Source organism: Streptomyces alanosinicus, from assembly GCF_014650595.1.
GTDB classification, from domain to species: domain Bacteria; phylum Actinomycetota; class Actinomycetes; order Streptomycetales; family Streptomycetaceae; genus Streptomyces; species Streptomyces alanosinicus.
The window spans coordinates 147023-170628 of the sequence record NZ_BMVG01000003.1 but is presented as its reverse complement, the minus strand read 5'-3'; the positions used below and the strand labels follow the sequence as shown (position 1 = coordinate 170628).

General features: G+C 71.6%; 23 protein-coding genes and 1 pseudogene. 14 read left to right on the top strand and 10 right to left on the bottom strand.

Annotated features, from left to right (window positions below; genetic code table 11):
• Positions 1–80 precede the first annotated feature (80 nt).
• Positions 81–1289, bottom strand: coding sequence for a pyridoxal phosphate-dependent aminotransferase (locus tag IE277_RS09380; protein ID WP_189950447.1), 1209 nt, complete (start codon positions 1287–1289; stop codon positions 81–83).
• An 81-nt stretch (positions 1290–1370) separates the two neighbouring features.
• Between IE277_RS09380 and IE277_RS09375 the strand changes: the two genes are divergently transcribed.
• Positions 1371–1997 carry a winged helix-turn-helix transcriptional regulator gene (locus tag IE277_RS09375; protein WP_189950445.1) on the top strand — a complete coding sequence of 209 codons (627 nt, stop codon included), beginning with the start codon at positions 1371–1373 and terminating at the stop codon, positions 1995–1997.
• A gap of 80 nt (positions 1998–2077) precedes the next feature.
• Here the strand turns inward: IE277_RS09375 and IE277_RS09370 are convergent, their stop codons facing one another.
• The 3 genes from IE277_RS09370 to IE277_RS09360 are packed head-to-tail and all read right to left on the bottom strand — an operon-like array spanning position 2078 to position 5694.
• Entirely contained in the window at positions 2078–2881 is an 804-nt protein-coding gene (locus IE277_RS09370; protein WP_189950443.1) for a hypothetical protein, read from the bottom strand.
• Positions 2881–4143 carry a VWA domain-containing protein gene (locus IE277_RS09365; RefSeq protein ID WP_189950441.1) on the bottom strand — a complete coding sequence of 421 codons (1263 nt, stop codon included), beginning with the start codon at positions 4141–4143 and terminating at the stop codon, positions 2881–2883. The genes IE277_RS09370 and IE277_RS09365 overlap by 1 nt, the downstream gene beginning before the upstream one ends.
• 9 nt (positions 4144–4152) lie before the next feature.
• A complete protein-coding gene (locus tag IE277_RS09360) occupies positions 4153–5694 on the bottom strand; it encodes an IucA/IucC family protein (protein ID WP_189950439.1) in 1542 nt (513 codons plus the stop codon).
• 89 nt (positions 5695–5783) lie between these two features.
• On the opposite strand from IE277_RS09360, the gene IE277_RS09355 reads away from it, so the two are divergent.
• A complete protein-coding gene (locus IE277_RS09355) occupies positions 5784–7307 on the top strand; it encodes an IucA/IucC family protein (protein ID WP_189950437.1) in 1524 nt (507 codons plus the stop codon).
• A gap of 19 nt (positions 7308–7326) precedes the next feature.
• Here the strand turns inward: IE277_RS09355 and IE277_RS09350 are convergent, their stop codons facing one another.
• Positions 7327–8082, bottom strand: a complete 756-nt coding sequence (locus IE277_RS09350) for a CAP domain-containing protein (RefSeq protein ID WP_189950434.1) — start codon at positions 8080–8082, stop codon at positions 7327–7329.
• Between the two features lie 392 nt (positions 8083–8474).
• Between IE277_RS09350 and IE277_RS09345 the strand changes: the two genes are divergently transcribed.
• Entirely contained in the window at positions 8475–9389 is a 915-nt protein-coding gene (locus IE277_RS09345) for a HipA family kinase (RefSeq protein ID WP_189950432.1), read from the top strand.
• A gap of 61 nt (positions 9390–9450) precedes the next feature.
• Here IE277_RS09345 and aceB read toward each other — a convergent pair whose 3' ends face one another.
• Together aceB and IE277_RS09335 are read right to left on the bottom strand one after the other, a co-directional pair.
• A complete protein-coding gene (gene aceB / locus IE277_RS09340; protein ID WP_189950430.1) occupies positions 9451–11076 on the bottom strand; it encodes a malate synthase A in 1626 nt (541 codons plus the stop codon).
• Between the two features lie 184 nt (positions 11077–11260).
• Positions 11261–11863 (bottom strand): nucleotidyltransferase family protein, encoded by a 603-nt coding sequence (locus IE277_RS09335; protein ID WP_189950428.1) that lies wholly within the window; start codon positions 11861–11863, stop codon positions 11261–11263.
• Between the two features lie 130 nt (positions 11864–11993).
• Between IE277_RS09335 and IE277_RS09330 the strand changes: the two genes are divergently transcribed.
• Entirely contained in the window at positions 11994–12311 is a 318-nt protein-coding gene (locus IE277_RS09330) for a DUF5955 family protein (RefSeq protein WP_189950426.1), read from the top strand.
• 39 nt (positions 12312–12350) lie between these two features.
• Here IE277_RS09330 and IE277_RS09325 read toward each other — a convergent pair whose 3' ends face one another.
• Complete coding sequence (locus tag IE277_RS09325; RefSeq protein ID WP_189950423.1) at positions 12351–13145, bottom strand: IclR family transcriptional regulator; 795 nt, start codon at positions 13143–13145, stop codon at positions 12351–12353.
• Positions 13146–13417: 272 nt separating this feature from the next.
• On the opposite strand from IE277_RS09325, the gene allB reads away from it, so the two are divergent.
• The 6 genes from allB to IE277_RS09295 all read left to right on the top strand — a co-directional run bounded on the left by allB (position 13418) and on the right by IE277_RS09295 (position 18570).
• Complete coding sequence (gene allB / locus IE277_RS09320) at positions 13418–14758, top strand: allantoinase AllB (protein WP_189950421.1); 1341 nt, start codon at positions 13418–13420, stop codon at positions 14756–14758.
• Between the two features lie 47 nt (positions 14759–14805).
• On the top strand, positions 14806–15939 hold the full coding sequence (gene alc / locus IE277_RS09315; RefSeq protein ID WP_189950934.1) for an allantoicase: 1134 nt from the start codon (positions 14806–14808) through the stop codon (positions 15937–15939).
• Positions 15940–16062: 123 nt separating this feature from the next.
• On the top strand, positions 16063–16881 hold the full coding sequence (locus IE277_RS09310) for an AIM24 family protein (RefSeq protein WP_189950419.1): 819 nt from the start codon (positions 16063–16065) through the stop codon (positions 16879–16881).
• Between the two features lie 74 nt (positions 16882–16955).
• Entirely contained in the window at positions 16956–17579 is a 624-nt protein-coding gene (locus IE277_RS09305) for a dihydrofolate reductase family protein (RefSeq protein ID WP_189950417.1), read from the top strand.
• 93 nt (positions 17580–17672) lie between these two features.
• Positions 17673–18038, top strand: a complete 366-nt coding sequence (locus IE277_RS09300; RefSeq protein WP_189950415.1) for a hypothetical protein — start codon at positions 17673–17675, stop codon at positions 18036–18038.
• A 136-nt stretch (positions 18039–18174) separates the two neighbouring features.
• Positions 18175–18570 (top strand): guanyl-specific ribonuclease, encoded by a 396-nt coding sequence (locus IE277_RS09295; RefSeq protein WP_189950413.1) that lies wholly within the window; start codon positions 18175–18177, stop codon positions 18568–18570.
• Between the two features lie 193 nt (positions 18571–18763).
• On the opposite strand, the gene IE277_RS09290 is transcribed toward IE277_RS09295, so the two are convergent.
• Positions 18764–19747, bottom strand: a complete 984-nt coding sequence (locus IE277_RS09290; RefSeq protein ID WP_189950411.1) for a ScbA/BarX family gamma-butyrolactone biosynthesis protein — start codon at positions 19745–19747, stop codon at positions 18764–18766.
• Positions 19748–19892: 145 nt separating this feature from the next.
• On the opposite strand from IE277_RS09290, the gene IE277_RS09285 reads away from it, so the two are divergent.
• Together IE277_RS09285 and IE277_RS09280 are read left to right on the top strand one after the other, a co-directional pair.
• Positions 19893–20522: a ScbR family autoregulator-binding transcription factor gene (locus IE277_RS09285; RefSeq protein ID WP_189950409.1), complete on the top strand. Its 630-nt coding sequence runs from the start codon at positions 19893–19895 to the stop codon at positions 20520–20522.
• 90 nt (positions 20523–20612) lie between these two features.
• Positions 20613–21386 (top strand): SDR family NAD(P)-dependent oxidoreductase, encoded by a 774-nt coding sequence (locus IE277_RS09280; RefSeq protein WP_268252294.1) that lies wholly within the window; start codon positions 20613–20615, stop codon positions 21384–21386.
• Positions 21387–21443: 57 nt separating this feature from the next.
• On the opposite strand, the gene IE277_RS09275 is transcribed toward IE277_RS09280, so the two are convergent.
• Positions 21444–22049 carry a TetR family transcriptional regulator gene (locus tag IE277_RS09275; RefSeq protein ID WP_189950406.1) on the bottom strand — a complete coding sequence of 202 codons (606 nt, stop codon included), beginning with the start codon at positions 22047–22049 and terminating at the stop codon, positions 21444–21446.
• A gap of 219 nt (positions 22050–22268) precedes the next feature.
• On the opposite strand from IE277_RS09275, the gene IE277_RS09270 reads away from it, so the two are divergent.
• Together IE277_RS09270 and IE277_RS09265 are read left to right on the top strand one after the other, a co-directional pair.
• Positions 22269–23081, top strand: coding sequence for an AfsR/SARP family transcriptional regulator (locus IE277_RS09270; protein WP_189950404.1), 813 nt, complete (start codon positions 22269–22271; stop codon positions 23079–23081).
• Between the two features lie 225 nt (positions 23082–23306).
• Positions 23307–23566: pseudogene (locus IE277_RS09265) on the top strand (hypothetical protein); the annotation flags it as partial.
• Between the last annotated feature and the right edge of the window lie 40 nt (positions 23567–23606).

Sequence of the window (23606 nt, the reverse complement as noted above, 5' to 3'; positions counted from 1 at the left end):
TCCCCGTGGTCAGATCATGAGGGGCGATCTTCGCACAAGTGCGCGGTCCGTACCTCCATCGACGCCGTTCGCCGTCGCCGCTACTGCCGGTATCCGCTGAGGAACCGGCCGATCCGGCCGATCGCCGCCTCCAGATCCTCCGCGTGTGGCAGGGTGAGGATGCGGAAGTGGTCGGGGGAGGGCCAGTTGAAACCGGTGCCCTGGACCACCTGGATCTTCTCGCGCAGCAGCAGGTCCAGGACGAACTTCTCGTCGTCGTGGATCGCATGCACCTTGGGGTCGATGCGCGGGAAGGCGTACAGCGCGCCCTTGGGTTTCACGCAGGACACGCCGGGGATCTCGTTGAGCTTCTCCCAGGCGACCTCGCGCTGCTCGTACAGCCGGCCGCCGGGCAGCGTCAGGTCGCGGATGGACTGGCGGCCGCCGAGCGCGGCCTGGATGGCGTACTGGGCGGGGGCGTTGGCGCACAGGCGCATGGAGGCCAGCATGGTCAGACCCTCCAGATAGTCCTTCGCGTGCTGCCGGGGGCCGGTCACCACCAGCCAGCCGGAGCGGAAGCCGGCCACCCGGTACGTCTTCGACAAGCCGCAGAAGGTGAGGACGACCAGGTCGGGGGCGAGGGACGCGGCCGAGTGGTGCACGGCATCGTCGTACAGGATCTGGTCGTAGATCTCGTCGGCGAACACCATCAGGCCGTGCCGGCGGGCCAGGTCGAGGATGCCCTCGACGACCTCCTTCGGATACACCGCGCCCGTGGGGTTGTTGGGGTTGATGATGACGACGGCCTTGGTGCGGTCCGTGATCTTCGAGGCCATGTCGGCCAGGTCCGGGTTCCAGTCGGCCTGTTCGTCGCACAGGTAGTGCACGGCCTTGCCGCCGGCCAGCGTCGTCGCGGCCGTCCACAGCGGGAAGTCCGGAGCGGGGATCAGGATCTCGTCGCCGTCGTCGACCAGCGCGGTCACGGCCATGGAGACCAGCTCCGAGACGCCGTTGCCGAGGAACACGTCGTCGACGCCCACCTCCAGACCCAGGTTCTGGTAGCGCTGGGCGACCGCCCGGCGGGCGGAGAGGATGCCGCGCGAGTCGGTGTAGCCATGGGCCTGCGGCAGCATCCGGATCATGTCCTGGAGGATCTCCTCGGGCGCCTCGAAACCGAAGGCCGCGGGGTTGCCGGTGTTCAGGCGCAGCACGCTGTGCCCCGCCTCCTCCAGCGCGTTGGCGTGCTCGATCACCGGGCCGCGGATCTCGTAACAGACCTCGCTGAGCTTGTTCGACTGCCGGAACTCCATGCGTCCCTCCGGAAACTCGTGTTGCTTGGTTTTACCAAGTGGGAGCTTGGAAAGTCCAACAACATGTCTAGACTGCGTCGCATGCCATCACGCCGAAGCTACGACCAGTACTGTTCCGCAGCCCGCGCCCTCGACCTCGTGGGCGACCGCTGGACCCTGCTGATCGTCCGGGAGCTGCTGGCCGGTCCCCGCCGGTACACGGACCTGCACGCGGACCTGCCCGGCGTGAGCACGGACGTCCTCGCCTCCCGGCTGAAGGACATGGAGCAGGGCGGCCTCACCACCCGGCGCCGGCTGCCCCCGCCGGGCGCGGCCTACGTCTACGAACTGACCGGACGCGGGCGGGAGTTGCTGCCCGTACTGCAGGCGCTGGGCCGCTGGGGCGAGAGCGAGCTGGGGGAGCGGCGGCCGACCGACGCGGTCCGCGCGCACTGGTTCGCGCTGCCGCTGCTGCGCGGCCTGGACGGGCAGGGGCTGGTCGAGGTCCGGCTGGAGGAGGGGGACTTCCATCTGCGGGTCGGCGCCGAGCAGGGCCCGGTGTACGGCGACGGACCCGCGCCCGGCGAGGCCGACGCCCGCCTGACGCTGGACGCGGCGACCTGCGCGGCGGTGGCCACAGGCGAGCTGGACCTGACGGAGGCGGTACGGCTCGGGCGGGTGACGGTGACGGGGGACGGCACCCTGGCCAAGGCGCTGCGCGAGGCATGAGAACGGAAGAGGCGTGAGAGCGGAAGAGGCGTGAGAACGGAAAAGGCCCGCCTGGCAGGCGGGCCTTCGACGCGGTCGGGTCAGACGCCCGGCGGCACCCGCGACGGCCGTCCCGAGCCCCGCGTCAGCGCATAGCCGCCGATCCCGGCGAGCGCCGCCAGCACGGCCCCGATCCCGGTCCACACCCACCGGTCGGACCACCAGCCGGAGGACCAGCCGTCGTGCGAGCCGAAGCTCGACAGCACGGCCGTCTTCGAACCGTCCGTCTTCTCCGCGGACGTGACGGCGATACCGGGCACCAGCGGCTTGCCCAGCGAGCCGTCGGCCGCGGCCGCACCGCCGATGTCCACGGTGTCGGCGCGCACCTCGGCGCTCACCGGCTGACCGAGGTCGGTGGCGCCGAGATCCACGACGGTCAGCCGGATGTAGTACGTGCCCGGCAACGGGTCATCGGCCCACGGTTCCGCCCAGCCGCGCACCGTCCGCAGCACACAGGTCAGCTCGGCCGAGGGGGCGTCCTGCACGGCGGTACGGGTGTTGGCGCCGTACTGACAGGCCTGCCGGCGCCGCAGCCCGTCGTACACGTCGAGCTGCCAGGTCTGCGCGCCGTGCGTCCGGGGGAGCTTCACCGTCGCCTTGACGGTGGGTCGCCGGCCGATGTCCGCCGGGAACGACCAGTACATGTAGTCACCGGTGGAGGCGGACGCGGTGGCCTGCTGCCCCTGCTCCAGCTCCGTCGCCGTCCGGAAGGAGGTGCCCGCCTTGGTGGGCGCCGAGCCGTCGGCGGAGGTGCTCGGCGAAGGGCTCGGGGTGTCGGCGGCGGCCGGCCCGGCCCCCAGGCCCAGCGCCAGCAGCGCGCCGCCCAGTACACGAGTGATCCGCATCAGTTCGTCCTCCAGATCGCCACCCGCCAGCGCGACAGCCAGCCCCACAGCACACCCGCCACGAAGCCGATCAGCACCAGCGTGCCCAGCAGCCACCAGCCGCGGCCGAGGCCGAAGGACGCCACGTCATGATGGCCCGAGGGCCCGTCGACGACGTCGACGGTCAGCTCCAGCGGCAGGCCCGGCGTGGTCTTGACTCCGGCGGCGGCCGCGAAGGAGTTGGTGACCTGCAGACACACCGTCTCCGCGGGCGCGTTGTCGTCGTCGCTGCCGGCCTTCGGATAGCGCAGACCCGTGGAGATCACATCGGTACGGCCTGTGCCGGCGGCCTCACCGCGGACGATCTCGCGTCCGTGCTCGGTCACCGCCCGCAGCAGCACGCCGTAATTCGGTCCCACGGCACGGTCGTCGGCCACGCTCACCGAGGCGCGCAGCTCCTTGCCGGGGTCGACGGCGACCTTGTACCAGCGCTGCTGACCGAACTCCTCGCGGTCGGTGTACAGCCCGGACTTCAGTGCCGGCGCCTTCTCGCACTGGGCGGCGCCCTCGGTGGCCACCGGCGTCACCACCGGATCGGCCGCCCGGTCGACCAACTGCCCGACCCGGCTGCTCAGCTGCTCCTTGTGCCGTACGTCGGTGTAGGTGCCGCCGGTGGCGTCCGCGATGCAGCTGAGCTGGTCACGGGTCTTGGCGTCCGGCACCAGACCGAGCGTGTCGATGGTCAGCCCGATGCCCTTGGCGGCTATCTCGCGGGCCACCTCGCACGGGTCGAGCGGCTGGCAGGTGTCCTCGCCGTCGCTGATCAGGACGATACGGCGGGTGCCGTCACCGCCGTTCAGATCGTCCGCCGCCTTCAGCAGCGCCGGCCCGATCGGCGTCCAGCCGGTGGGCTGCAGCGTGGCCACCGCGGTCTTCGCGTCGGTCCGGTTCAGCGGGCCCACCGGGTAGAGCTGCGCGGTGTCCTTGCAGCCCTCCTTGCGGTCGTTGCCGCGGTAGTTGGCGCCCAGCGTGCGGATGCCGAGCTGGACCTCCTGCGGGGTCGCGTCCAGCACCTCGTTGAACGCCTGCTTCGCCGCGGCCATCCGGGAGTCGCCGTCGATGTCCCGGGCCCGCATCGAACCGCTGACGTCCAGCACGAGTTCGACCTTCGGAGCGGCCGTCTGTGTCTCGTCGGCGACGGCTCCGCCGGGAAACGCGATCCCGGCCGCGAGGGCGGCGAGCAGAGCACAGACTCCCGCCGCCAGCCGTTGTCTTGTGATCATCGCCGGATCCTATTGATCAGACGGGCCGGGCTCCAAAACGAGCGGATTCGGCAGGGACGCCCACTGGTCGCCCGGCGTGTGCGGGGACAGCCGCATCAGCGTCAACGCCTTCGCCGGCAGCGGCCCTTCGCGCAGGGCACGCAGATCCGGAGTGTCCGGCAGGTCCGGTACGGCGGCCGACAGGGCCGTTGCCAGCGCCGGGCCCGAACCCGCCGTACCGGCCAGGGCGCCCGCCACCAGGGAGCCGAACAGCTTGCGGCGCAGCACCGTCTCCTCGTCGGTGATCAGCCGTCCGGTCAGCGGCGGAGGGGCGATGCCGTGCCGGCGCAGCCGGTCCGGGCTGATCCGGATGTCGGCCAGATCGCGGTAGACCAGCCGCACCGGGGAGCCGTCGGCCGCCAGGACCACCAGCAGGTTCTGGCCGTGCGCCTCCAGCGCCACACCGAGGTCGAGCAGCCGCAGCCCCACGGCCAGCGCCAGCCGGGTGAACGCGGCGAGCCACCCCGGCGCGCCCGGCAGCCCGGTCATGGGCAGCGCGGCCACCGGAAGGACCCGCTCGCCCGGACCCGCGTACACCTCGGGCGACTCCCGCAGCAGCGCCGCCAGGCCGGGGGAGCGGGCCGAGACCGCGCCCAGTGTGCGGGTGATGTGCAGCAGACCGTCCGCGCGCGCCGCCAACTCCTCGGCGAGCGCGTTCAACGGCACGGCGGCCCGCACCGAGTACGCGGAGATGTCCCGCACGGAGGAGGTCAGCCGGGCGCTCAGCGTGGTCTTCACATGCGAGCCGTCCGGCAGCGCGAGGGTACGCAGGGACAGCAGAGGACGGGCGGGGCGCCAGGGGTCGTACGACCGCTTCAGGACATGGCGGGCCTGCCACGGGTGGACCGGCACCAGGACCCGCTCGCCGTCGCGCAGTTCCGCCGGCCAGTCCCCGGCGACCAGGCATCCGTCCGCCGGCACCGGCACCGTCCCCAGCTCCACCACCGGCCGGTGCTCGGGGCCGTACGCCAGCTGCTCCGCCACCGAGAAACCGGGCCGGGAACGGCAGTTGGGGTGGAACGGATGCCCGTCGGTCACCCGCTGCTCCCACGCCCAGTCCTTCCCCCAGCCTTCGGCCGGGGGGACCCCCACCGGCCACTCCTTCGAGTGATCCGCGTCGGCCCGGGACAACGCCAACGAGGCTGCACTGTCGGCCAGTTCGGCCGCGAACTCGGCCGCGTGCGGCACCGCCAGCGCGGTCATCAGCGCGGCCGGATCCACCTGGCGCTCCCGGCCGAGGCGGACCCCGGTGACATACGCGCTCGTGGCGTACGGGTCGGCGGGCGGGCCGTACAGCGTCCGTCCGTCGCCGAGCCGCAGCGCGAGGCTGTGCGCACCATGTGTCCGGCCGGTGATCCAGGGCAGCGGCTCGTGCGCCAGCGCCCGCCACAGCCGGGTCAGCACGGCGGCACGGGCGCCCGGCAGTTCCGCCGTGTACCGGGGCAGCAGCGCGGGCCGGACGGCGGCCAGCTCCTCGGCGACCTCGGCCTCGGCGGCGGGGGGACGGTGCACGGTCGGCTCCTCGGGGGCGGGGCTGCGCGGGGCGCTGGGCGAAGGACGATTGTCGGGGACGAGAGACATACTGGGCGCGACGACCCCCGATGAAACGAACGGAACGCGTGGACCCCACACCCGCCACCGACGCCGTCGGCCCCCGCGCCGACGCCTACGCGGCCGCGCCCCTGTTGAACTGCCTGCTGCGCGAGGTGGCCGAGCCGCTCGCGTCCGACGGTGACCTGCGCCTGCACCGGCTGCCGAGCGGACGGCGCCTGCGGGTGCGGGCGGGCCGGCGCCCCGCCGACCCCGAGGTGTGCGCCGCCGGGACCTGGCACCGCGTCGGCCACACCGAACTGGTCAAACTGGTGGCCGAGGAACTGCGCCGGCACACCGGGCTGCCGGGCGGCGATCTGCCCGCCGAGATGGTCGACAGCCGGGACGCGGTCGCCGCACTGCTCACCGCCCGCGCGCGGGCGACCGCGCCCGCGGACCCCTATCTGCGCTCCGAACAGTCCCTGATCACCGGCCATCCGTACCATCCGGCGCCCAAGGCCCGCGGCGGCGGCCCGGTCGCCTCCTGGCTGCCGTTCGCCCCCGAGGCCTACGCCCGCTTCCCGCTGGTGCTGCTCGGCGTCCGCGAGGACCAGCTGGTCGAGGAGGGCGACACCGGCGCCCTGGACGCGCTCGGCACGGCACCGCCCGGCTACCGGCTGCTGCCGGCCCACCCCTGGCAGCTGGACCTGGTGGGCCGGGAGCTGGCGGACGCCTTCGCGGACGGCCGGCTGCTCCGCCTGGGCACGACCGCCTTCGACAGCTGGCCGACGGCCGCGATCCGCACGGTGTACGAGCCCCGGCGCGATCTGTTCCTGAAGTTCAGCCTGGATGTGCGCATCACCAACGACATCCGCCGGCTGTGGCGCCACGACCTGAGCCGGCTGCGCCGCACCGACATGGCCGTCGGGCAGGCCTTCGCGGCGCTGCGGCGGGGGAGTGCCGCGTCCGCGGCCTGGCTGAGCGACCGCGGCTACCGCACGGCCGCCTTCGCCTTCGAGGAACTGGCCGTCCTCGTCCGCGACGGGCTGCGCGGCCATCTGCCGCCGGGCGCCACCGCGCTGCTCGCGGCCGGCCTCGCCGAGGGCTTCGACGGCAGCCCGCTGGCCGCCACGGCCGACCCCGGCGCGTGGTGGGAGGCGTATCTGCGCCAGGTCGTCCCGCCCGCGCTGAAGGCGTTCGACGACCACGGGGTGGTCCTGGAAGCTCATCTGCAGAACACGCTCGTCGCCGTCGACGCGGCCGGCACACCCGTCCAGGCGCTGTTCCGGGACGCCGAGGGCGCCAAGGCGCTGCCGGACGTGACCCGGGCGGCGGGCTGGGAGCGGCTGGTGTACTGCCTGGTCGTCAACCATCTCACCGAGATCGCCGCCGCCCTCGCCGAACACCACCCGGGCTTCGACGCCTGGCCCGCCGCCCGCCGGGAACTGGCCCGGCACGCGCTGCCCGAGATCCCGGCCCTGCTCAGCGCGCCGACCCTGCCCGGCAAGACCAACCTGCTGCTGCGCTGGACCGGCGCGGACGGCGCGGCCGCCCGCTATCTGCCCGTGCCGAACCCACTGGCGGGCGGCCACTGACCTGTCGTGGCCGGGGGGATCACCGGGCCGTGCCGAAGTCCTGGGTCCAGTAGCTGCCCGGCTGCGCGAGGCCGACGCCGATCTCCTTGAACGAGCAGTTGAGGATGTTGGCCCGGTGCCCGGGGCTGTTCATCCAGCCCGCCATGACCTGGTCGGCGGTGCTGTACCCGTAGGCGACGTTCTCGCCGTAGGCGCTCCAGTCGAAGCCGGCCCGTGTGATGCGGTCGCCCGGGGAGGAGCCGTCGGAGCCGGTGTGCGACATGTTCCGGTGGGCCGCCATGTCCGCGCTGTGGGCCTGCGCGGCCTTGGTCAGCACCGAGTTCAGGATCAGGGGGTGGCAGCCCACCTTGGCGCGCTCGGCGTTGACGAGCTGCAGGATCCGCGCGATCACGCCGGACGCCGTGGCGGTGGGCTTCGGGGCGCTCGGGGCGGCGGGGGCCTGGGACGCGGTGGCGGCGGGCTTGGGGGCGGCGGTCCGCTTCGGCTGGTGGGCCGTGGCCTTCTCGGTGCCGCTCGGGTGGGCGCCGGCCGTGGGCTTCGCCGGGGCGGTGGGCCGCGGGGAGTGGTGGTGATTGCGATGGTGATGCCGGTGCGCGTGGTGCTCACGCTGCTGGGGCGTGACCGTCGCGGCGACGTCGGACGGGGCCGCCTGGTCCGCCTTGTCTCCCGGCCAGTCGGAACAGGCCAGGGCGACGGACGGTATGCCCACGGCGCCGATGGCGACGGCGGCGACGACTATTCGCCGGAAACGCTGCGTTTTGCGGTGCTTGGCCATGCGTGAACCTCACTCGGTGATCGCCGAGCACTCATTTTCGGAACGGCTTCACATGGAGCGCAAAGGCGCCTTCTACTACCTCGCCTCGTAGACTTCCATGACTCTTGCCAGGCGGGCGGAGAGATGCCGCGTTCGCTCCCGCGATGTTTGCGTCAGGCCTGGTGCCCCGTCAGGAGAAGGTGGTAGGCCGTGAATCGGGCAGGGTGCCGGGCGGAAGGGTCTTCGGCACCCGCGGTGCACCCCGTCCGCACGGCAAGCCGGACAAATCCCATATGTCATCGGAGCCGTTTCTACTATGCGACACGCCTAGTTGCCGAGTGGGATGTGAGGGATGTCACGCCGGGAAGGGCAACCGGCCCGGCCCTCCCCGTGGAACGCCTACGCTGATCGATGTGCTGCGCGACGTGACTGCTGTTCGATACGTGACCCCGCTGCGGTCCGGCGGCTCCGTGCCCGGAGTCGTCGAGGCCGACGACGACGGCACCTATGTCGTGAAGTTCACGGGTTCGGCGCAGGGACACAAGGCGCTGGTCGCCGAGGTGATCGTCGGGGAACTCGCCCGCGCGCTCGGCCTGCGCTTCCCCGAGCTGGTCCTCGTCCACTTCGACCCCGCGATCGCCGCCGCCGAACCGCACCAGGAGGTGCGGGCGCTGCACGACGCGAGCGCGGGCGTCAACCTCGGCATGGACTATCTGCCGGGCGCCCGTGACTTCACTCCGCAGCTCGCGAAGACCTTCCCCGTGGATCCGCTGGAGGCCGGCCGGATCGTCTGGCTGGACGCGCTGACCGTCAACGTGGACCGCACCGTCCACAGCTCCAACCTCATGATCTGGCCGACCCTCGGTACCGCGCCGCCGCGCCTGTGGCTCATCGACCATGGCGCCGCCCTCGTCTTCCACCACCGCTGGGACACCACGGCCCCGGGCAAGCGGTACGACTTCCGGCAGCACGCCCTCGGCCACTACGGCCCCGACGTCCGCGCCGCCGACGCCGAACTGGCCCCACGGGTGACCGGGGAACTGCTGCGCGGGATCGTCGCCGAGGTCCCGGACGCCTGGCTCGCCGAGGACGCCGGCTTCGCGACCCCGGACGACGTCCGCGCCGCCTACGTCGACTACCTGCTGGCCCGCGTCCGCCTGTCCCACGCGTGGCTGCCCGCCGACTTCCCGAGCCCCGAGCAGCTCGCCGCCGAGGAGAGCGCCCGCGCGGCGAAGACCCGGCAGAGCCGCCCGGCCTGGCTCAAGCAGGTCCCCGACCTGCACGGCAAGCCCGCGGCGGAACAGGACTGGTCGGCCCATCTGGGCTGAGGGACGAACCGAGCGGCCCCGGGACGGTGTGGTCCCGGAGCCGCTCGCACGCGATGACTGGTCAGCCGCGCAGCTGCTCGTACGCCGGCAGGGTCAGGAAGTCGGCGTAGTTCTCGTCCAGGGAGACCCGAAGCAGCAGATCGTGGGCCTCCTGCCAGTGGCCGGCGGCGAAGGCCTGCTCGCCGATCTCCTGGCGGATGTTGGACAGTTCCTCGGCGGCGACCTTGCGGGCCAGCTCGGGCGTCGCCTTGTCGCCGTTCTCGAACTCGACGCCCGCGTTGATCCACTGCCAGATCTGCGAGCGGGAGATCTCGGCGGTGGCCGCGTCCTCCATCAGGTTGAAGATGGCGACCGCGCCGAGCCCGCGCAGCCAGGCCTCGATGTAACGGATGCCGACCTGGACGGCGTTGACCAGGCCGTTGTACGTCGGCTTCGCGTCCAGCGAGTCGATCGCGATCAGGTCGGCCGCCTCGACATGGACGTCCTCGCGCAGCCGGTCCTTCTGGTTCGGCTTGTCGCCGAGGACCTTGTCGAAGGACTCCATGGCGATCGGGACCAGGTCGGGGTGGGCCACCCAGGAGCCGTCGAAGCCGTCGTTCGCCTCGCGGTCCTTGTCGGCGCGGACCTTCTCGAAGGCCACCTTGTTGACCTCGGCGTCCTTGCGGGACGGGATGAAGGCGGCCATGCCGCCGATCGCGTGCGCGCCGCGCTTGTGGCAGGTGCGGACGAGGAGTTCGGTGTACGCGCGCATGAACGGGGCGGTCATCGTCACCGCGTTGCGGTCCGGCAGGACGAACTTCTGTCCGCCGTCACGGAAGTTCTTGACGATGGAGAACAGGTAGTCCCAGCGGCCCGCGTTCAGGCCCGAGGCGTGCTCGCGCAGTTCGTAGAGGATCTCCTCCATCTCGTACGCGGCCGTGATCGTCTCGATCAGGACCGTCGCGCGGACGGTGCCCTGCGGCACGCCGACGTAGTCCTGCGCGAACACGAACACCTCGTTCCACAGCCGCGCCTCAAGGTGCGACTCGGTCTTCGGTAGATAGAAGTACGGGCCCTTGCCGAGGTCCAGCAGCCGCCGGGCGTTGTGGAAGAAGTACAGACCGAAGTCGACGAAGGCGCCGGGCACCGCCCTGCCGTCGGCGTCGACCAGGTGCCGCTCGTCGAGGTGCCAGCCGCGCGGGCGCATGACGACCGTCGCCAGCTCCTCGGCCGGGCGCAGGGCGTACGACTTCTGGGACCTCGGGTCGGTGAAGTCGATGTTCCGGGTGTAGGCGTCGGCCAGGTTGATCTGGCCCAGGACCACGTTCTCCCAGGTGGGTGCGGAGGCGTCCTCGAAGTCGGCGAGCCAGACCTTCGCACCCGAGTTGAGCGCGTTGATGGTCATCTTGCGGTCGGTGGGGCCGGTGATCTCGACGCGCCGGTCGTTCAGCGCGGCCGGGGCCGGGGCGACCCGCCAGGAGTCGTCCGCGCGGATCGCGGCCGTCTCGGGCAGGAAGTCGAGCGTGGAGGTGCGGGCGATCTCGGCGCGGCGCTCGGCCCGGCGGGCGAGGAGTTCGTCACGGCGCGGGGTGAACCGCCGGTGCAGCTCCGCCACGAAGGCGAGCGCGGCGTCCGTGAGGACCTCTTCCTGCCGGGGCAGGGGCTCGGCGTCGACGATGGCCAGCGGGGACGGCGCTGGTGCGGACATGAGCTGTCACTTCCTTCAGCGGTGGCACCGGGTGTCTAGCGTTACAAATAGGGCAAACAGCGCCAGCTGTGCGGTCAGGCGCTTCTGAACAGTGGATACTAGTTTCCTCATTGTGGAACTTCAATGGTTTGTTGATGTCGAGATTCTCTGGGTCGAGGCAAGGTGGCGCCCAGTGCCACCCCCCTCACTCAAGGTGGCGCAGGTCGGCCTCGGTGTCGATGTCGTACGGCTCGGCCACATCCGCGCACTCCACGAGCCGGATCCCCGCCGCGTGCTCCTTCAGATACGCGCGGGCCCCGCGGTCCCCGGTGGCCGTCGCCGCGATCCCGGGCCAGTGGGCCGCGCCGAACAGCACCGGATGCCCGCGTGTGCCGTCGTAGGCGGCCGAGGCCAGTGATTTCTCGTCCTCGTAGGCGCCGAGTACCCGCGCCACGGCCGCCGGTCCGATGCCCGGCTGGTCGACGAGGCTCACCAGGGCCGCGCGCGCCCCCGTGCCGTCGAGCGAGGCCAGTCCGGCCCGCAGCGAGGAACCCATGCCCTCGGCCCAGTCGGGGTTGTCCACGAGTACACAGTCGCCCAGGTCGGCCCGTGCCCGCACGTCGTCGGACCGGGCGCCCAGCACGATGTGCACCCGCGTGCATCCGGCCGCCCGCAGCACCCCGACCGCGTGCTCGACCAGCGGCCGTCCCCGGTGCACCAGCAGCGCCTTGGGCCGCCCGCCGAGCCGTCTGCCCCCGCCGGCCGCGAGCAGCAGCCCGGCGACCTCCTCGTGATGGTTGTCCGTCATGTGTCCTGCATACCTGACGGGAGCGCAAGCGGCCCGATCCCCTTGGGCTGAATTTCGGTCCGCGCTGTGGCGCTCCCGGGCACGGAGGCGTTTACTGGCCCGCGCACGACGGCGTGTGAGGGGGAGGGCTGTGTTGCGGAGCTTGGGGCAGAGACCGGTGACCGGCAGCTACGAGGACCCGAGAGTGGCGGAACTGCGGACCGCGGTGTCCCAGCTGCGCCGCCAACTCGCCGCGCTTCCCTCGGAGTTCCCCGACCGTGCCATAGCCGAGGACGAACTGGCCGCCCTCGCCGCGATGGCCTCCGGCGGCTCCCCGGAGATCCCCCGTCTGCGTAACTCCCTGCTGCTGATCGCGGGCGCGATCGGCTCGGTCAGCGCCCTGGCGAGGGGCCTGACCGGCGTCCGGGACGCGGTGGACCTCTTCGGGGAACCGACTCAGAGGGGCTAGGTGTGCCCACCCGGCGACGGTGAACGCGCCTTCGAGCCCTCAGGTGCCAGAACTGGCCAACGCCTGAGACAGCTCAAGGGCGATCTGCTGCAGCACCGGCACGATCTTGTCCGTCGCGGCCTCGGTGACCCGGCCGGCCGGACCGGAGATGGAGATCGCCGCGGCGGTAGGCGACTCCGGTACGGACACCGCGAGGCACCGCACTCCTATCTCCTGCTCGTTGTCGTCCACGGCGTACCCCGTCCGCCGTACGTCCTCCAGCGCCGCGAGGAACCCGTCGGGCGTGGTGATGGTCTTCTCGGTGGCCGCGGGCATCCCGGTGCGGGACAGCAGCGCCCGCACGTCGTCGTCCGGCACTCCTGCCAGCAGCGCCTTGCCCACCCCGGTCGAGTGCGGCAGCACCCGTCGGCCCACTTCGGTGAACATCCGCATCGAGTGCTTCGACGGCACCTGCGCCACGTACACGATCTCGTCGCCGTCGAGCAGCGCCATGTTCGCGGTCTCGCCGGTCTCCTCGACCAGCCGGGCGAGATACGGCCGCGCCCAGGTGCCGAGCAGCCGGGACGCCGACTCGCCGAGCCGGATGAGCCGGGGGCCGAGTGCGTACCGCCGGTTCGGCTGCTGGCGGACGTAGCCGCAGGCGACGAGCGTGCGCATCAGCCGGTGGATGGTCGGCAGCGGCAGTCCGCTGGTCGCGGACAGCTCGCTCAGGCCGACCTCGCCGCCCGCGTCCGCCATCCGCTCGAGCAGGTCGAAGGCGCGCTCCAGGGACTGGACACCGCCCCCGGCGGAGGGCTTGGTGGAGTCGGTGGTGCTGGCGCTGGACGTCGGCACGGCACGTTCCTTTCGGGGCTGGCAGGGGGAAGAAGCCTACCCGGCGGTCGGTTGACTCCCTGCTTGTACGTAGCTACGTTCTGCTTGCTGGAATTCTAATTCCGCTTTGTGGAAACGTCCAGAGTGTGTGCGGGGTGCATGCTGTCCGGAAGTGTGCCCCTTGACGACGGAGAAGTGGGAGTGAAGACTCCTTCAACAGAACGTTGAAATCCGTTACGTGGGTGTAAATCCCGTTTCTGGAGCGTAAAACGGCGGTACAGAGAGGGGTTCGGGTGTCCGACGCTGAACTGGTCCTGCGCTCGACGCGCGTCATCACTCCGGAAGGGACGCGGGCCGCCTCGGTCGCCGTCTCCGCCGGGAAGATCACGGCCGTCCTGCCGTACGACGCGGAGATCCCGGCCGGCGCCCGGCTGGAGGACTTCGGCGACCACGTCCTGCTGCCCGGCCTGGTCGACACTCACGTGCACGTCAACGACCCGGGCCGCACCGAGTGGGAGGGCTTCTGGACCGCCACCCGCGCGGCGGCGGCCGGCGGCATCACCACGCTGATCGACATGCCGCTCAATTCCCTCCCGCCGACCACGACCGTGCCCAGCCTGCGGGTGAAGCAGGATGTGGCCCGCGACAAGGCGCACATCGACGTCGGCTTCTGGGGCGGCGCCCTGCCCGACAACGTCAAGGACCTGCGCCCGCTGCAGGACGCCGGTGTCTTCGGCTTCAAGGCCTTCCTGTCCCCGTCCGGCGTGGACGAGTTCCCGCACCTCGACCAGGACCGGCTCGCCCAGTCCCTGGCGGAGATCGCCGGCTTCGACGGCCTGCTGATCGTGCACGCCGAGGACCCGCACCACCTGGACGCCGCCCCGCAGCAGGGCGGCCCCAGGTACGCCGACTTCCTCGCCTCCCGCCCGCGCGACGCCGAGGACACGGCCATCGCGAACCTCATCGCGCAGGCCAGGCGGCTCCGCGCCCGGGTGCACATCCTGCATCTGTCCTCCAGCGACGCGCTGCCGCTGATCCGCGCCGCCCGCGCCGAGGGTGTCTGCGTCACCGTGGAGACCTGCCCGCACTACCTCACGCTCACCGCCGAGGAAGTCCCGGACGGCGCCAGCGAGTTCAAGTGCTGCCCGCCCATCCGTGAGGCCGCCAACCGGGACCTGCTCTGGGAGGCGCTGGCCGACGGCACCATCGACTGTGTCGTCACCGACCACTCGCCCTCCACCGCCGACCTGAAGACGGACGACTTCGCCACCGCCTGGGGCGGTATCTCCGGCCTCCAGCTCAGCCTGTCCGCCGTATGGACCGAGGCACGCGCGCGTGGCCACGGACTTGAGGACGTCGTGCGCTGGATGTCCACGCGGACCGCCGCGCTCGTCGGCCTCGGTGCCTCCAAGGGCGCGATCGCCCCCGGCCACGACGCCGACTTCGCCGTCCTCGCCCCCGACGAGACCTTCACCGTCGACCCGGCCGGCCTCCAGCACCGCAACCGGGTCACCGCGTACGCCGGCAAGACCCTCTCCGGCGTCGTGAAGTCCACCTGGCTGCGCGGGCAGCGGATCGCCGTCGACGGCGCGTTCACCGAGCCGAAGGGCACCCTGCTCACCCGCCCCCAGTAAGCCACCCCCGCTCCCGCAACCGGCCGACGCCCAGAAAGGAACCCCTGATCACCGTGACGGCGACGACACCCAGCTTCACCGGCGACGCGAACCCCTACGGAGGCGGCGACCCGTACGCGGACTACCGCACCGCCGACTTCCCCTTCACCCAGTACGCCAACCTCGCCGACCGGCAGCTCGGCGCCGGTGTCATCGCCGCCAACGACGAGTTCTTCGCCCAGCGGGAGAACCTGCTGGTGCCCGGGCCGGCCGAGTTCGACCCCGAGCACTTCGGGCACAAGGGCAAGATCATGGACGGCTGGGAGACCCGCCGCCGGCGCGGTGCCCGTGCCGAGCACCCGTGGCCGACCGCCGACGACCACGACTGGGCGCTGGTCCGGCTCGGCGCGCCCGGTGTGATCCGCGGGATCGTCGTCGACACCGCCCACTTCCGCGGCAACTACCCGCAGGCCGTCTCCGTCGAGGGCACCTCGGTCGCCGGCTCCCCGTCCCCGGAGGAGCTGCTGGGCGACGACGTGAAGTGGACGACCCTCGTCCCGCGCACCCCGGTCGGCGGCCACGCGGCGAACGGTTTCGCCGTATCGGTCGAGCAGCGCTTCACCCACCTGCGCGTCAACCAGCACCCCGACGGCGGCATCGCCCGGCTGCGGGTGTACGGCGAGGTCGTCCCGGACCCCGAGTGGCTCGCGGTCCTCGGCACCTTCGACGTGGTCGCCCTGGAGAACGGCGGCCGGGTCGAGGACGCCTCCAACCTCTTCTACTCCCCGGCCACCAACACCATCCAGCCGGGCCGCTCCCGCAAGATGGACGACGGCTGGGAGACCCGCCGCCGCCGTGACCAGGGCAACGACTGGATCCGCTACGGCCTTGTGGCCCAGTCCCAGATCCGCGCGATCGAGATCGACACGGCCTATCTGAAGGGCAACAGCGCCGGCTGGGCGTCGGTCTCCGTGAAGGATGTCGACGAGAACGGGGTCGGCGAGTGGACGGAGATCCTTCCGCGCACCCGCCTGCAGCCCGACACCAACCACCGTTTCGTGCTGCCCGCGCCGGCCGTCGGCACGCACGCGCGGGTGGACATCTTCCCCGACGGCGGCATCTCCCGCCTCCGGCTGTTCGGCTCCCTGACCGAGCAGGGCGCGGCGGGCCTCGCCGCCCGGCACCAGGAACTGGGCGCCTGACCCACCCCGAACGCGCGCGGGGCGCCCCGGCCTGGACAGCACCGGGCGCCCCGCGTGTCACCCGCACGGACCTGTTTCCGGCCGCCTGGAACTTACCGGTCCGTGTCCGGCGTTCTTCCCCACGTGACCCTTCAGCAAGAGATCGTCGGCAACGCCATGCAGATGGCGGTCGTCAACCTGTACCCCGGCCAGACCGTGTACTGCGAGGCCGGGAAGTTCCTGTTCAAGACGACGAACGTGACCATGGAGACGCGCCTGTCCGGTCCGTCCGGAAACGGCAGCGGCGGCCAGCAGGGGCAGGGCGGCGGGGGCATGGGCGGCCTGTTGCGCCAGGCCATGGGCACCGCCATGCAGGTGGGCCAGCGCGCCCTGGCGGGCGAGTCGCTGGCGTTCCAGTACTTCACCTCCCAGGGCGGTGAGGGCACGGTCGGCTTCGCCGGTGTCCTGCCCGGCGAGATGCGGGCCCTGGAGCTCGACGGCACGCGCGCGTGGTTCGCCGAGAAGGACGCCTTCGTGGCCGCCGAGTCCACCGTCGAATTCGGCATCGCCTTCGCCGGCGCCCGCACCGGCATGAGCGGCGGCGAGGGCTTCATCCTGGAGAAGTTCACCGGGCACGGCACGGTGATCATCGCCGGCGCGGGCAACTTCATCGACCTCAACCCGGCCGACTTCGGCGGCCGCATCGAGGTGGACACCGGTTGTGTGGTCGCCTTCGAGGAGGGCATCCAGTACGGCGTCCAGCGCATCGGCGGCCTGAACCGCCAGGGGCTGATGAACGCCGTGTTCGGCGGCGAGGGCCTGTCCCTGGCCACCCTCGAAGGCAACGGCCGGGTGATCCTCCAGTCCCTCACCATCGAGAGCCTCGCCAACGCCCTGAAGAAGGCCCAGGGCGGCGACAAGCAGGGCCCGACCGGCGGACTTTTCTCCACCCACGCCGGCTGAACCGATGAGTTCCGGGTGCCCGCGGGGTCTGCACCGATGACCGCAGACCCCGCACCCGGAAGAAGGCACCCGCCATGAGCAAGCTCGTCTCCACCATCTTCGTCACCCTGGACGGTGTGTACCAGGCGCCCGGCGGCCCCGAGGAGGACACCAGGGGCGGCTTCACCCACGGCGGCTGGAGCTTCGTGTACGGCGACGAGGACTTCGGCCGCTTCGTCACCGAGGTCTTCGACCGCGCCGGAGCCTTCCTGCTCGGCCGCCGTACGTACGACATCTTCGCCGCCTACTGGCCGAAGATGACCGACCCGGCCAATCTGATCGCCGCCAGGCTCAACGCACTGCCGAAGTACGTCGTCTCCGCCACCCTCCAGGCCCCGCAGTGGTCCGGCACCACCGTGGTCGACGGCGACCTCGTCAAGAAGGTGCAGGCCCTGAAGGAGCACACGGACGGAGAACTCCAGGTCCACGGCAGCGGCGCCCTGGTCCGCTCCCTGATCGACCTGAGGCTCCTCGACACCCTCCACCTGGTGACCTTCCCGGTCGTCCTCGGCACCGGCCACCGCCTGTTCACCGAGGGCATGGTCCCCACCGGCTTCCGGCACACCGGCGGCCGCGTCACGCCTGCGGGTGTCTCCCTCCAGACGTACGACCTCGCGGGCAGCCCGGAATACGGCTCCTACGACCTCCCGGACGCGTAGCCCCCGCCCCCCCCGCCCCGCCCTCGTGGACCGTGGGCGGCTCGCCGTGCCATCTATGCTGACCCGCAGTGGCACACGGGGAAAGGACAGCTGGTGGACTCGTTCTGGTGGGTGCTCATCGTCTTCGGGACCGGTGGCTTCGGATGGGCCGCCGACAACGTCCGTACCGCACTGCGCAATCGGCACGAGCGTAAGATGGAGCTGCTGGAGGTGGCGAAACAGGAGCGCCTGGCCGTCGAGGCGGCGAACAAGGCCCCGGAGCCCGTGTGCGGGTGCACCCACCATCTCGCCAAGCACGACAAGCAGGGCCGGTGCCACGAACGGGTCGAGGTGCCGACGGCCTGGGACGAGAACAAGAAGCCGCTGCGGTACGAGGCCGGCGAGTGCAACTGCCAGCAGTACGTGGGTCCGCAGCCCCTGTCACAGGTGTTCGCCGAGGAACTGACGGACCGCGCCTGACCGGGATCGGCGCTCGTGGGGGCCGCGTGGGGGTGCGGATCGGCAGGTTAAATCCCCGAAAACTGATCTGACATGAAGGGAAAATCTTCAACTTTGTCGTTGACATGTCAAGGTCTACGCGCGTCATCATGAGTGCATGAGATTCCCCCCACGCGCCACTCGCATCGGCGCCGCAGCAGCGCTCCTGTCCGCCCTTCTCGTGGGCGGCACCGTCTCCGCCACCACGGCGGACGCCTCCGCCCAGTCGGTCGGCAGCATCTGCTACGGCGACCTCCCGTCGCAGGCTCACGACACGCTGGACCTCATCGCCCAGGGCGGTCCCTACCCGTACTCGCAGGACGGCGTCGTCTTCTCCAACCGTGAAGGCGTCCTGCCCAGCCAGTCGAGCGGCTACTACCACGAGTACACGGTGATCACCCCCGGCTCACCCACCCGCGGTGCCCGACGCATCGTCACCGGTGAGCAGAACCAGGAGGACTACTACACCTCCGACCACTACGCCACGTTCAACCTGGTCGACTTCAGCTGCTGAACCGGTCGGCAGGATCATGAAGAACAGCGCGGCACAGCGGTACATGTGACACACGGACCCCGTCCGCGGCCGTCTCCCCCCACCGGACGCCCGCGGGCGGGGCGGCAGTTCCACGTCACCAGCGGGCCGCCGGGAACCCGTCCCGGCGGCCCGCTGTCGTGCGTGTCGTGCGCTCCTGGCAGGCCCGGCAGTCCTAGCAGGCCCGGCAGGCGGCCGGTGCCGCCCGTCCCGCGGTGGTGGTGGTCGTGGCGGTGGGGTCGAGGGCGATGGACGGGGAGTCGAAGGTCACGGTCGTGGAGAAGGCCTCCGCGCCGTTCTGGGTGCCGGTCACCAGCAGTCGTGAACGGCCTTGCTCGTCCGGCGACTTCTGGACGACATCGATCCAGCAGGGCGCGTCGAACTCGACGTAGCGCCGGAAGGCGGTGTCGAGGGCGGCGAGCGGTGCCCGCCCGGATGCCGAGGTGCGCACGGCCTGGACCACGGCTTCGAGCAGCACCATGCCCGGCAGATGGTCGTGCGGGTGGTCGAACAGCACCGAGTTCGAGGTGTCCGTGCGCAGTTGGTAGTGGTGCGGCTTGGACGTGGGTGCGATGACGACGTCCCGGGGGCCGGCGCGGTCGACCAGGAGCGGTGGGACGGGCGGGCCCGGCGGCAGCGCGGCGGCGAACGCGCTCTGTGCGTCGGCGTACTCCTTGCGCAGCCGGTCGTAGATGGCGGGTGGATGGGTGACGTACCTGATCTCGGAGGATCCGAGGGGTTCGCCGTCACAGCTCGCCTCGATCCGGGCGGTCAGCCGGACCGTGCCCAGCCGGCGCCGGGTGATGTCGCTGTGGGTGACGCGCAGTCGGATGTCCACGGGTGCCGTACGCTCCCGGAAGAGTGCAGGAGCGAATGCGCAGCGGGCGTACTCCCAGCCGAGGCGATGATCGAGCGGTATCTCCTGGGTGGTGTGGGACAGGACCGCGAGGGCCTGCCGGGCGGACTCGACGAGGAGCAGCGGGCTGGTGGTGCCGCTGCGAAGCGTGTAGAAAACGTGGGAACGTGGCCAGCTCAGGGCTACGACATGGGTCTGTGGGGACTCCTCGTGCCAGTGGCGGACGAAGACCTCGCCGGGCTTCGACTTGCGGGCGAACCGCTGCAGTGCTGCGGCGGGCAGACCGGGGTGCGGGCGGGGCATGGGTGTCCTTTCCCCCTGCGATGTCGAGGTGCGGAAGGCAAACAGCGGGAAACGGGATCGATCCCTTGTTCGGGTCATCCTTGGGTAAAAAATAAATGTTGTTCTTTTCATTGTCGAGGGACATCGAGAGACCGGGAAAGGTGACATGGCCGGGCGAGTGGTCAGACAGGAGAGGGCGGTACGGACGAGGGCGACGCTGTTGCGTGCCGCCGCGGAGGTGTTCGCCGAGTCCGGGTACGCCGGGGCGAACGTCTCGGCCATCGCCGATCGCGCCGGACTCACGCTGGGCGCCCTGTACTTCCACTTCCGGAACAAGGGGGACCTCGCCCGCGAGATCGTGCTCTCCCAGCCGGGGCTCGTGGTGCCGCCGCACAAGTCCGAGGGCCTGCAGCACGCCGTGGACGTCACCCTCACCTGGGCCTACCGGCTGCTCGACAACCCGGTGCTGCTCGCCGGGGCGCGGCTGGTGATGGAGCAGGAGCACTTCGTCGAGCCCAGCGAGAACTCCCATCAGCAGTGGACGCGTGTCGTGTCCGAAGACCTCTACGAGGCGCGACGGCGCGGCGAACTGCGGGCGGACGTCGATGTGGAGGCGCTCTCCCGGATCGTGGTCAACGCCTGCACGGGGGCGCAGATGCACTCCCACCTCGAAACCAGCCGGCGTGACCTGCCGATGCGGGTGGAGGAGATGTGGCACTGCCTGCTGCTGGCGATGGCGGAGCCGGGCGTCCTCGACCGCGTGGAGTTCGGCGTGTCCCGGGCGCGCGGCGCGTGAGGGGGCGCACGTGCGTACGGGCGGCCCGACCCGTACGGTCTTGACCATTGCTTGATCACTGCTTGATCGGAAACGTGAGAAGGGAACGGCGTGGCGGAGTCTGCGCACGGTCTGCTCCAGGGCAAGGCCGTCATGATCACCGGAGCCTCCAGCGGTATCGGAGAGGCGGCGGCCCGGCTGTTCGCCGCGCAGGGGGCGGCGGTGACCGTCATGGCACGCCGCGAGGACAGGCTGCGCGCCCTCGCGGACGACATCGCGGCCGCCGGCGGCAGAGCCCTGGTGGCGGTGGGTGACGTGACGTCACCGCAGGACGTGGAGCGGGCCGTGACCGAGACGGTCACGGCGTACGGCCGGCTGGACGCGGCCTTCAACAACGCCGGTTGGGGGAGTGTCGGCACCACGCTGCACGAGACGGACGACGCCGTCTATGAGCAGATCATGGACGTGAACGTGCGCGGTGTGTGGAACTGCCTCAAGCAGCAGATCCCGGTCATGCTGGCGCAGCGGACCGGGGCGATCGTCAACACCTGCAGCACGGCGGGGTCGTTCGCGACCGGGGCGATCGCCCCCTATGTGGCGGCCAAGCACGCGGTGCTCGGCCTGACCCGGGCCGCGGCCGCCGAGTACGGCCCGCGCGGCATCCGCGTCAACGCGCTGATGGTGGGCGCCACCCGGACCGAGCTGATGGAGACGGTGATCGAGCAGGTCCCGCAGCTGGAGCAGGCCGCCGTCGCGCGCGCCGTGCAGCAGCGGCTCGCCGATCCGAGGGAAGTGGCGCAGGCCGCCCTCTGGCTCTGCAGCGACCACGCTTCGTTCGTCACGGGAGCCGGCGTGCCCGTGGACGGGGGATGCAGCGCCGTGTGAGGGCGGTGCCGCGACGGCGGGTGCGGGGGAGCGCTCTCAGGCGGGTGCCGGGGGGGCTCAGCGCCGTCCGCCGTCGCACCCGAGCGGCGCCGACCGGTGCAGGACCTGGTGCCAGATGCGGGCCAGCAGCGCGGAGTTGCCGCGGTCGCTGTCGGGGCGGCCGCGGTGCGCGAGGGTCGCCTCCATCCCGCAGACCAGGTGCTCGGCCAGGGCGGTGAGCGCGGTCGTGTCCGTCCCCGGGCACAGCTCCGCGTCGGTCGTCGCCCGCAGGCGCTCGCGGATCAGCGGCGCCCAGACGCCCCGCCAGCTGTGCCGCGCGTCGGCCGCCTCCCGCTCCAGCCGGGCGGCGGCCCGTACCGAGGCGTCGGTCTCCAGCAGTTCGACCAGGCCCAGCGTGAGGGACACGACGCACTGGACGGGAGGCTCCCGGCGGGCGGTCGTACGAGCCACGAGCGCCTGGGTGGCGGCGTTGCCCTGCTCCCTGACGGCCGTCGACAGGGCCTCCTTCGACGCGAAGTGGAAGGTCAGCGCGCCTGTCGAGATCTGCGCGGCGCGGGCGATCCGGGCGAGCGAGGCTCCCGCGTAGCCTCGGCGGTCGAACTCTCCCGCAGCCGCTGTCAGCAAGGCCTGACGTGTGCGGCTGGCCCTCTCCTGCTTCATCATCGCCCTTCCTCGGAGCAGCACACCGACGCCGCTTGTGGCTGGTGACGAACGCCCCGCGAGATTAGCCCTGTTCGAGGGTAGCCAGCAGAAGGCAAAAACAAAAAAATGACTATGTTACTCTTTGTTGAGCTGGCAACGGTCGGGCCGGAGTTGACATGCGTGTCTCGTGACGCGGCGTGTGAACGGTGCATCGCGAGGCTCGAGTGGGAGGGGGACCACATGGACCTGAGGGTGCTTGGCGGGCTGACCGTGTATGAGGCGGGAGTTCCGATCTCGCCGCCGACGGCGCCCACCCGGCAGGTGCTCGCGCTGCTGGCGGCCTCCGCCGACCGCGTCGTGCCCACCTGTGCCATCGCCGAGGAGCTGTGGCCGGAGGGGTCGCCCGCGGAGGCCGAGTTGCTGCTGGACACGCACGTCCGTCAGCTGCGGGCCGTCATCGGCGCCGCGCTCCAGGCGCAGGGCAGTACCCGGTCCGCCGAGGACGTGCTGACCTGGGCGCCCGGCGGATACCGGCTGGACACCGGCGGCGGCTCCAGCGACGCACGGGCCTTCGAGCGGACGGCCGGAGCGGGCTACCGCGCCATGGAGGCGGGAGATCTCCAGCTGGCGAGCCTGCGGCTGCGCGAGGCGCTGGACCTGTGGACCGCCGCCCCGTTCACGGGAGTGACCCAAGGGCCGCACCTGCGTGCCCAGGCGGCCCAGCTCACCGAGTCCTGGCAGCGGGCCGTGGACCAGTGGGTCGACGCGGACTTCCGGCTCGGGCACTGGCGCGAACTCTGCGTGGACCTCGCCGAGGTCCTCACCCGCTTCCGGTCACCGGCGCTGCTGTACACCCAGTTGAAGGCGGATCTGGACGACAGGGGCCAGGATCCCGAGGTGATCCGGCGGTATCTGCGCCGCCGCCGCACCTCGCCGGCCCCCGCGGCCCCTCGCGTCGTGGTGGGCCGGGACGGGGCGCGCACTCCGTGCGGCGGCGAGCGGACGCGCAGCCGTACGGCCGCCCGCGGGGCCGCGCTGCTGCAGCGGATCTGACGGTCCCGGTGGATGCCAAGTGCCGGGTACTCCAACGGACTTGATGGACTGCCGGCCGACCTGACGAGCTGTCCCGAGGGCCCTGGCGGGAGCCGGCCGGGCCCACCAGCATGGTGCGCGTACGAGCCCGAGGAAGGACCGGAGTTGAGCATCGTCAGGAAGGCCGCGGTGGACGCCATGGACACCGGCTGGACAAGGCTGTCGATGACGATGCCGCCGAAGCGGGCGGTGCTGCTCGGCGGCGGCGCGACCGCCGCCTCCGCCCTGGCCGCGCCGGCCCGCATGGGCGCCCGCGAGGTCGCTGCCTGCGTCCGTGGCGCGGCGCGGGCCGAGGAGATGCTGAGCGCGCCGCTCGTCGTCTCGGCCTGCTGGTGCATCAGGCGGCGCTGCAGGTGGAGGTGGTGACGGGACGGTCCCCCGGACCGCTGCGCGCCATGCGTGCGGCGGTCGAACGCGTCATCGGTGCGCGCCCGGCGCGGAGTTGACCTCCGGACTCTGCCCGGCCGGGCATTTCGGGCGTTCCCG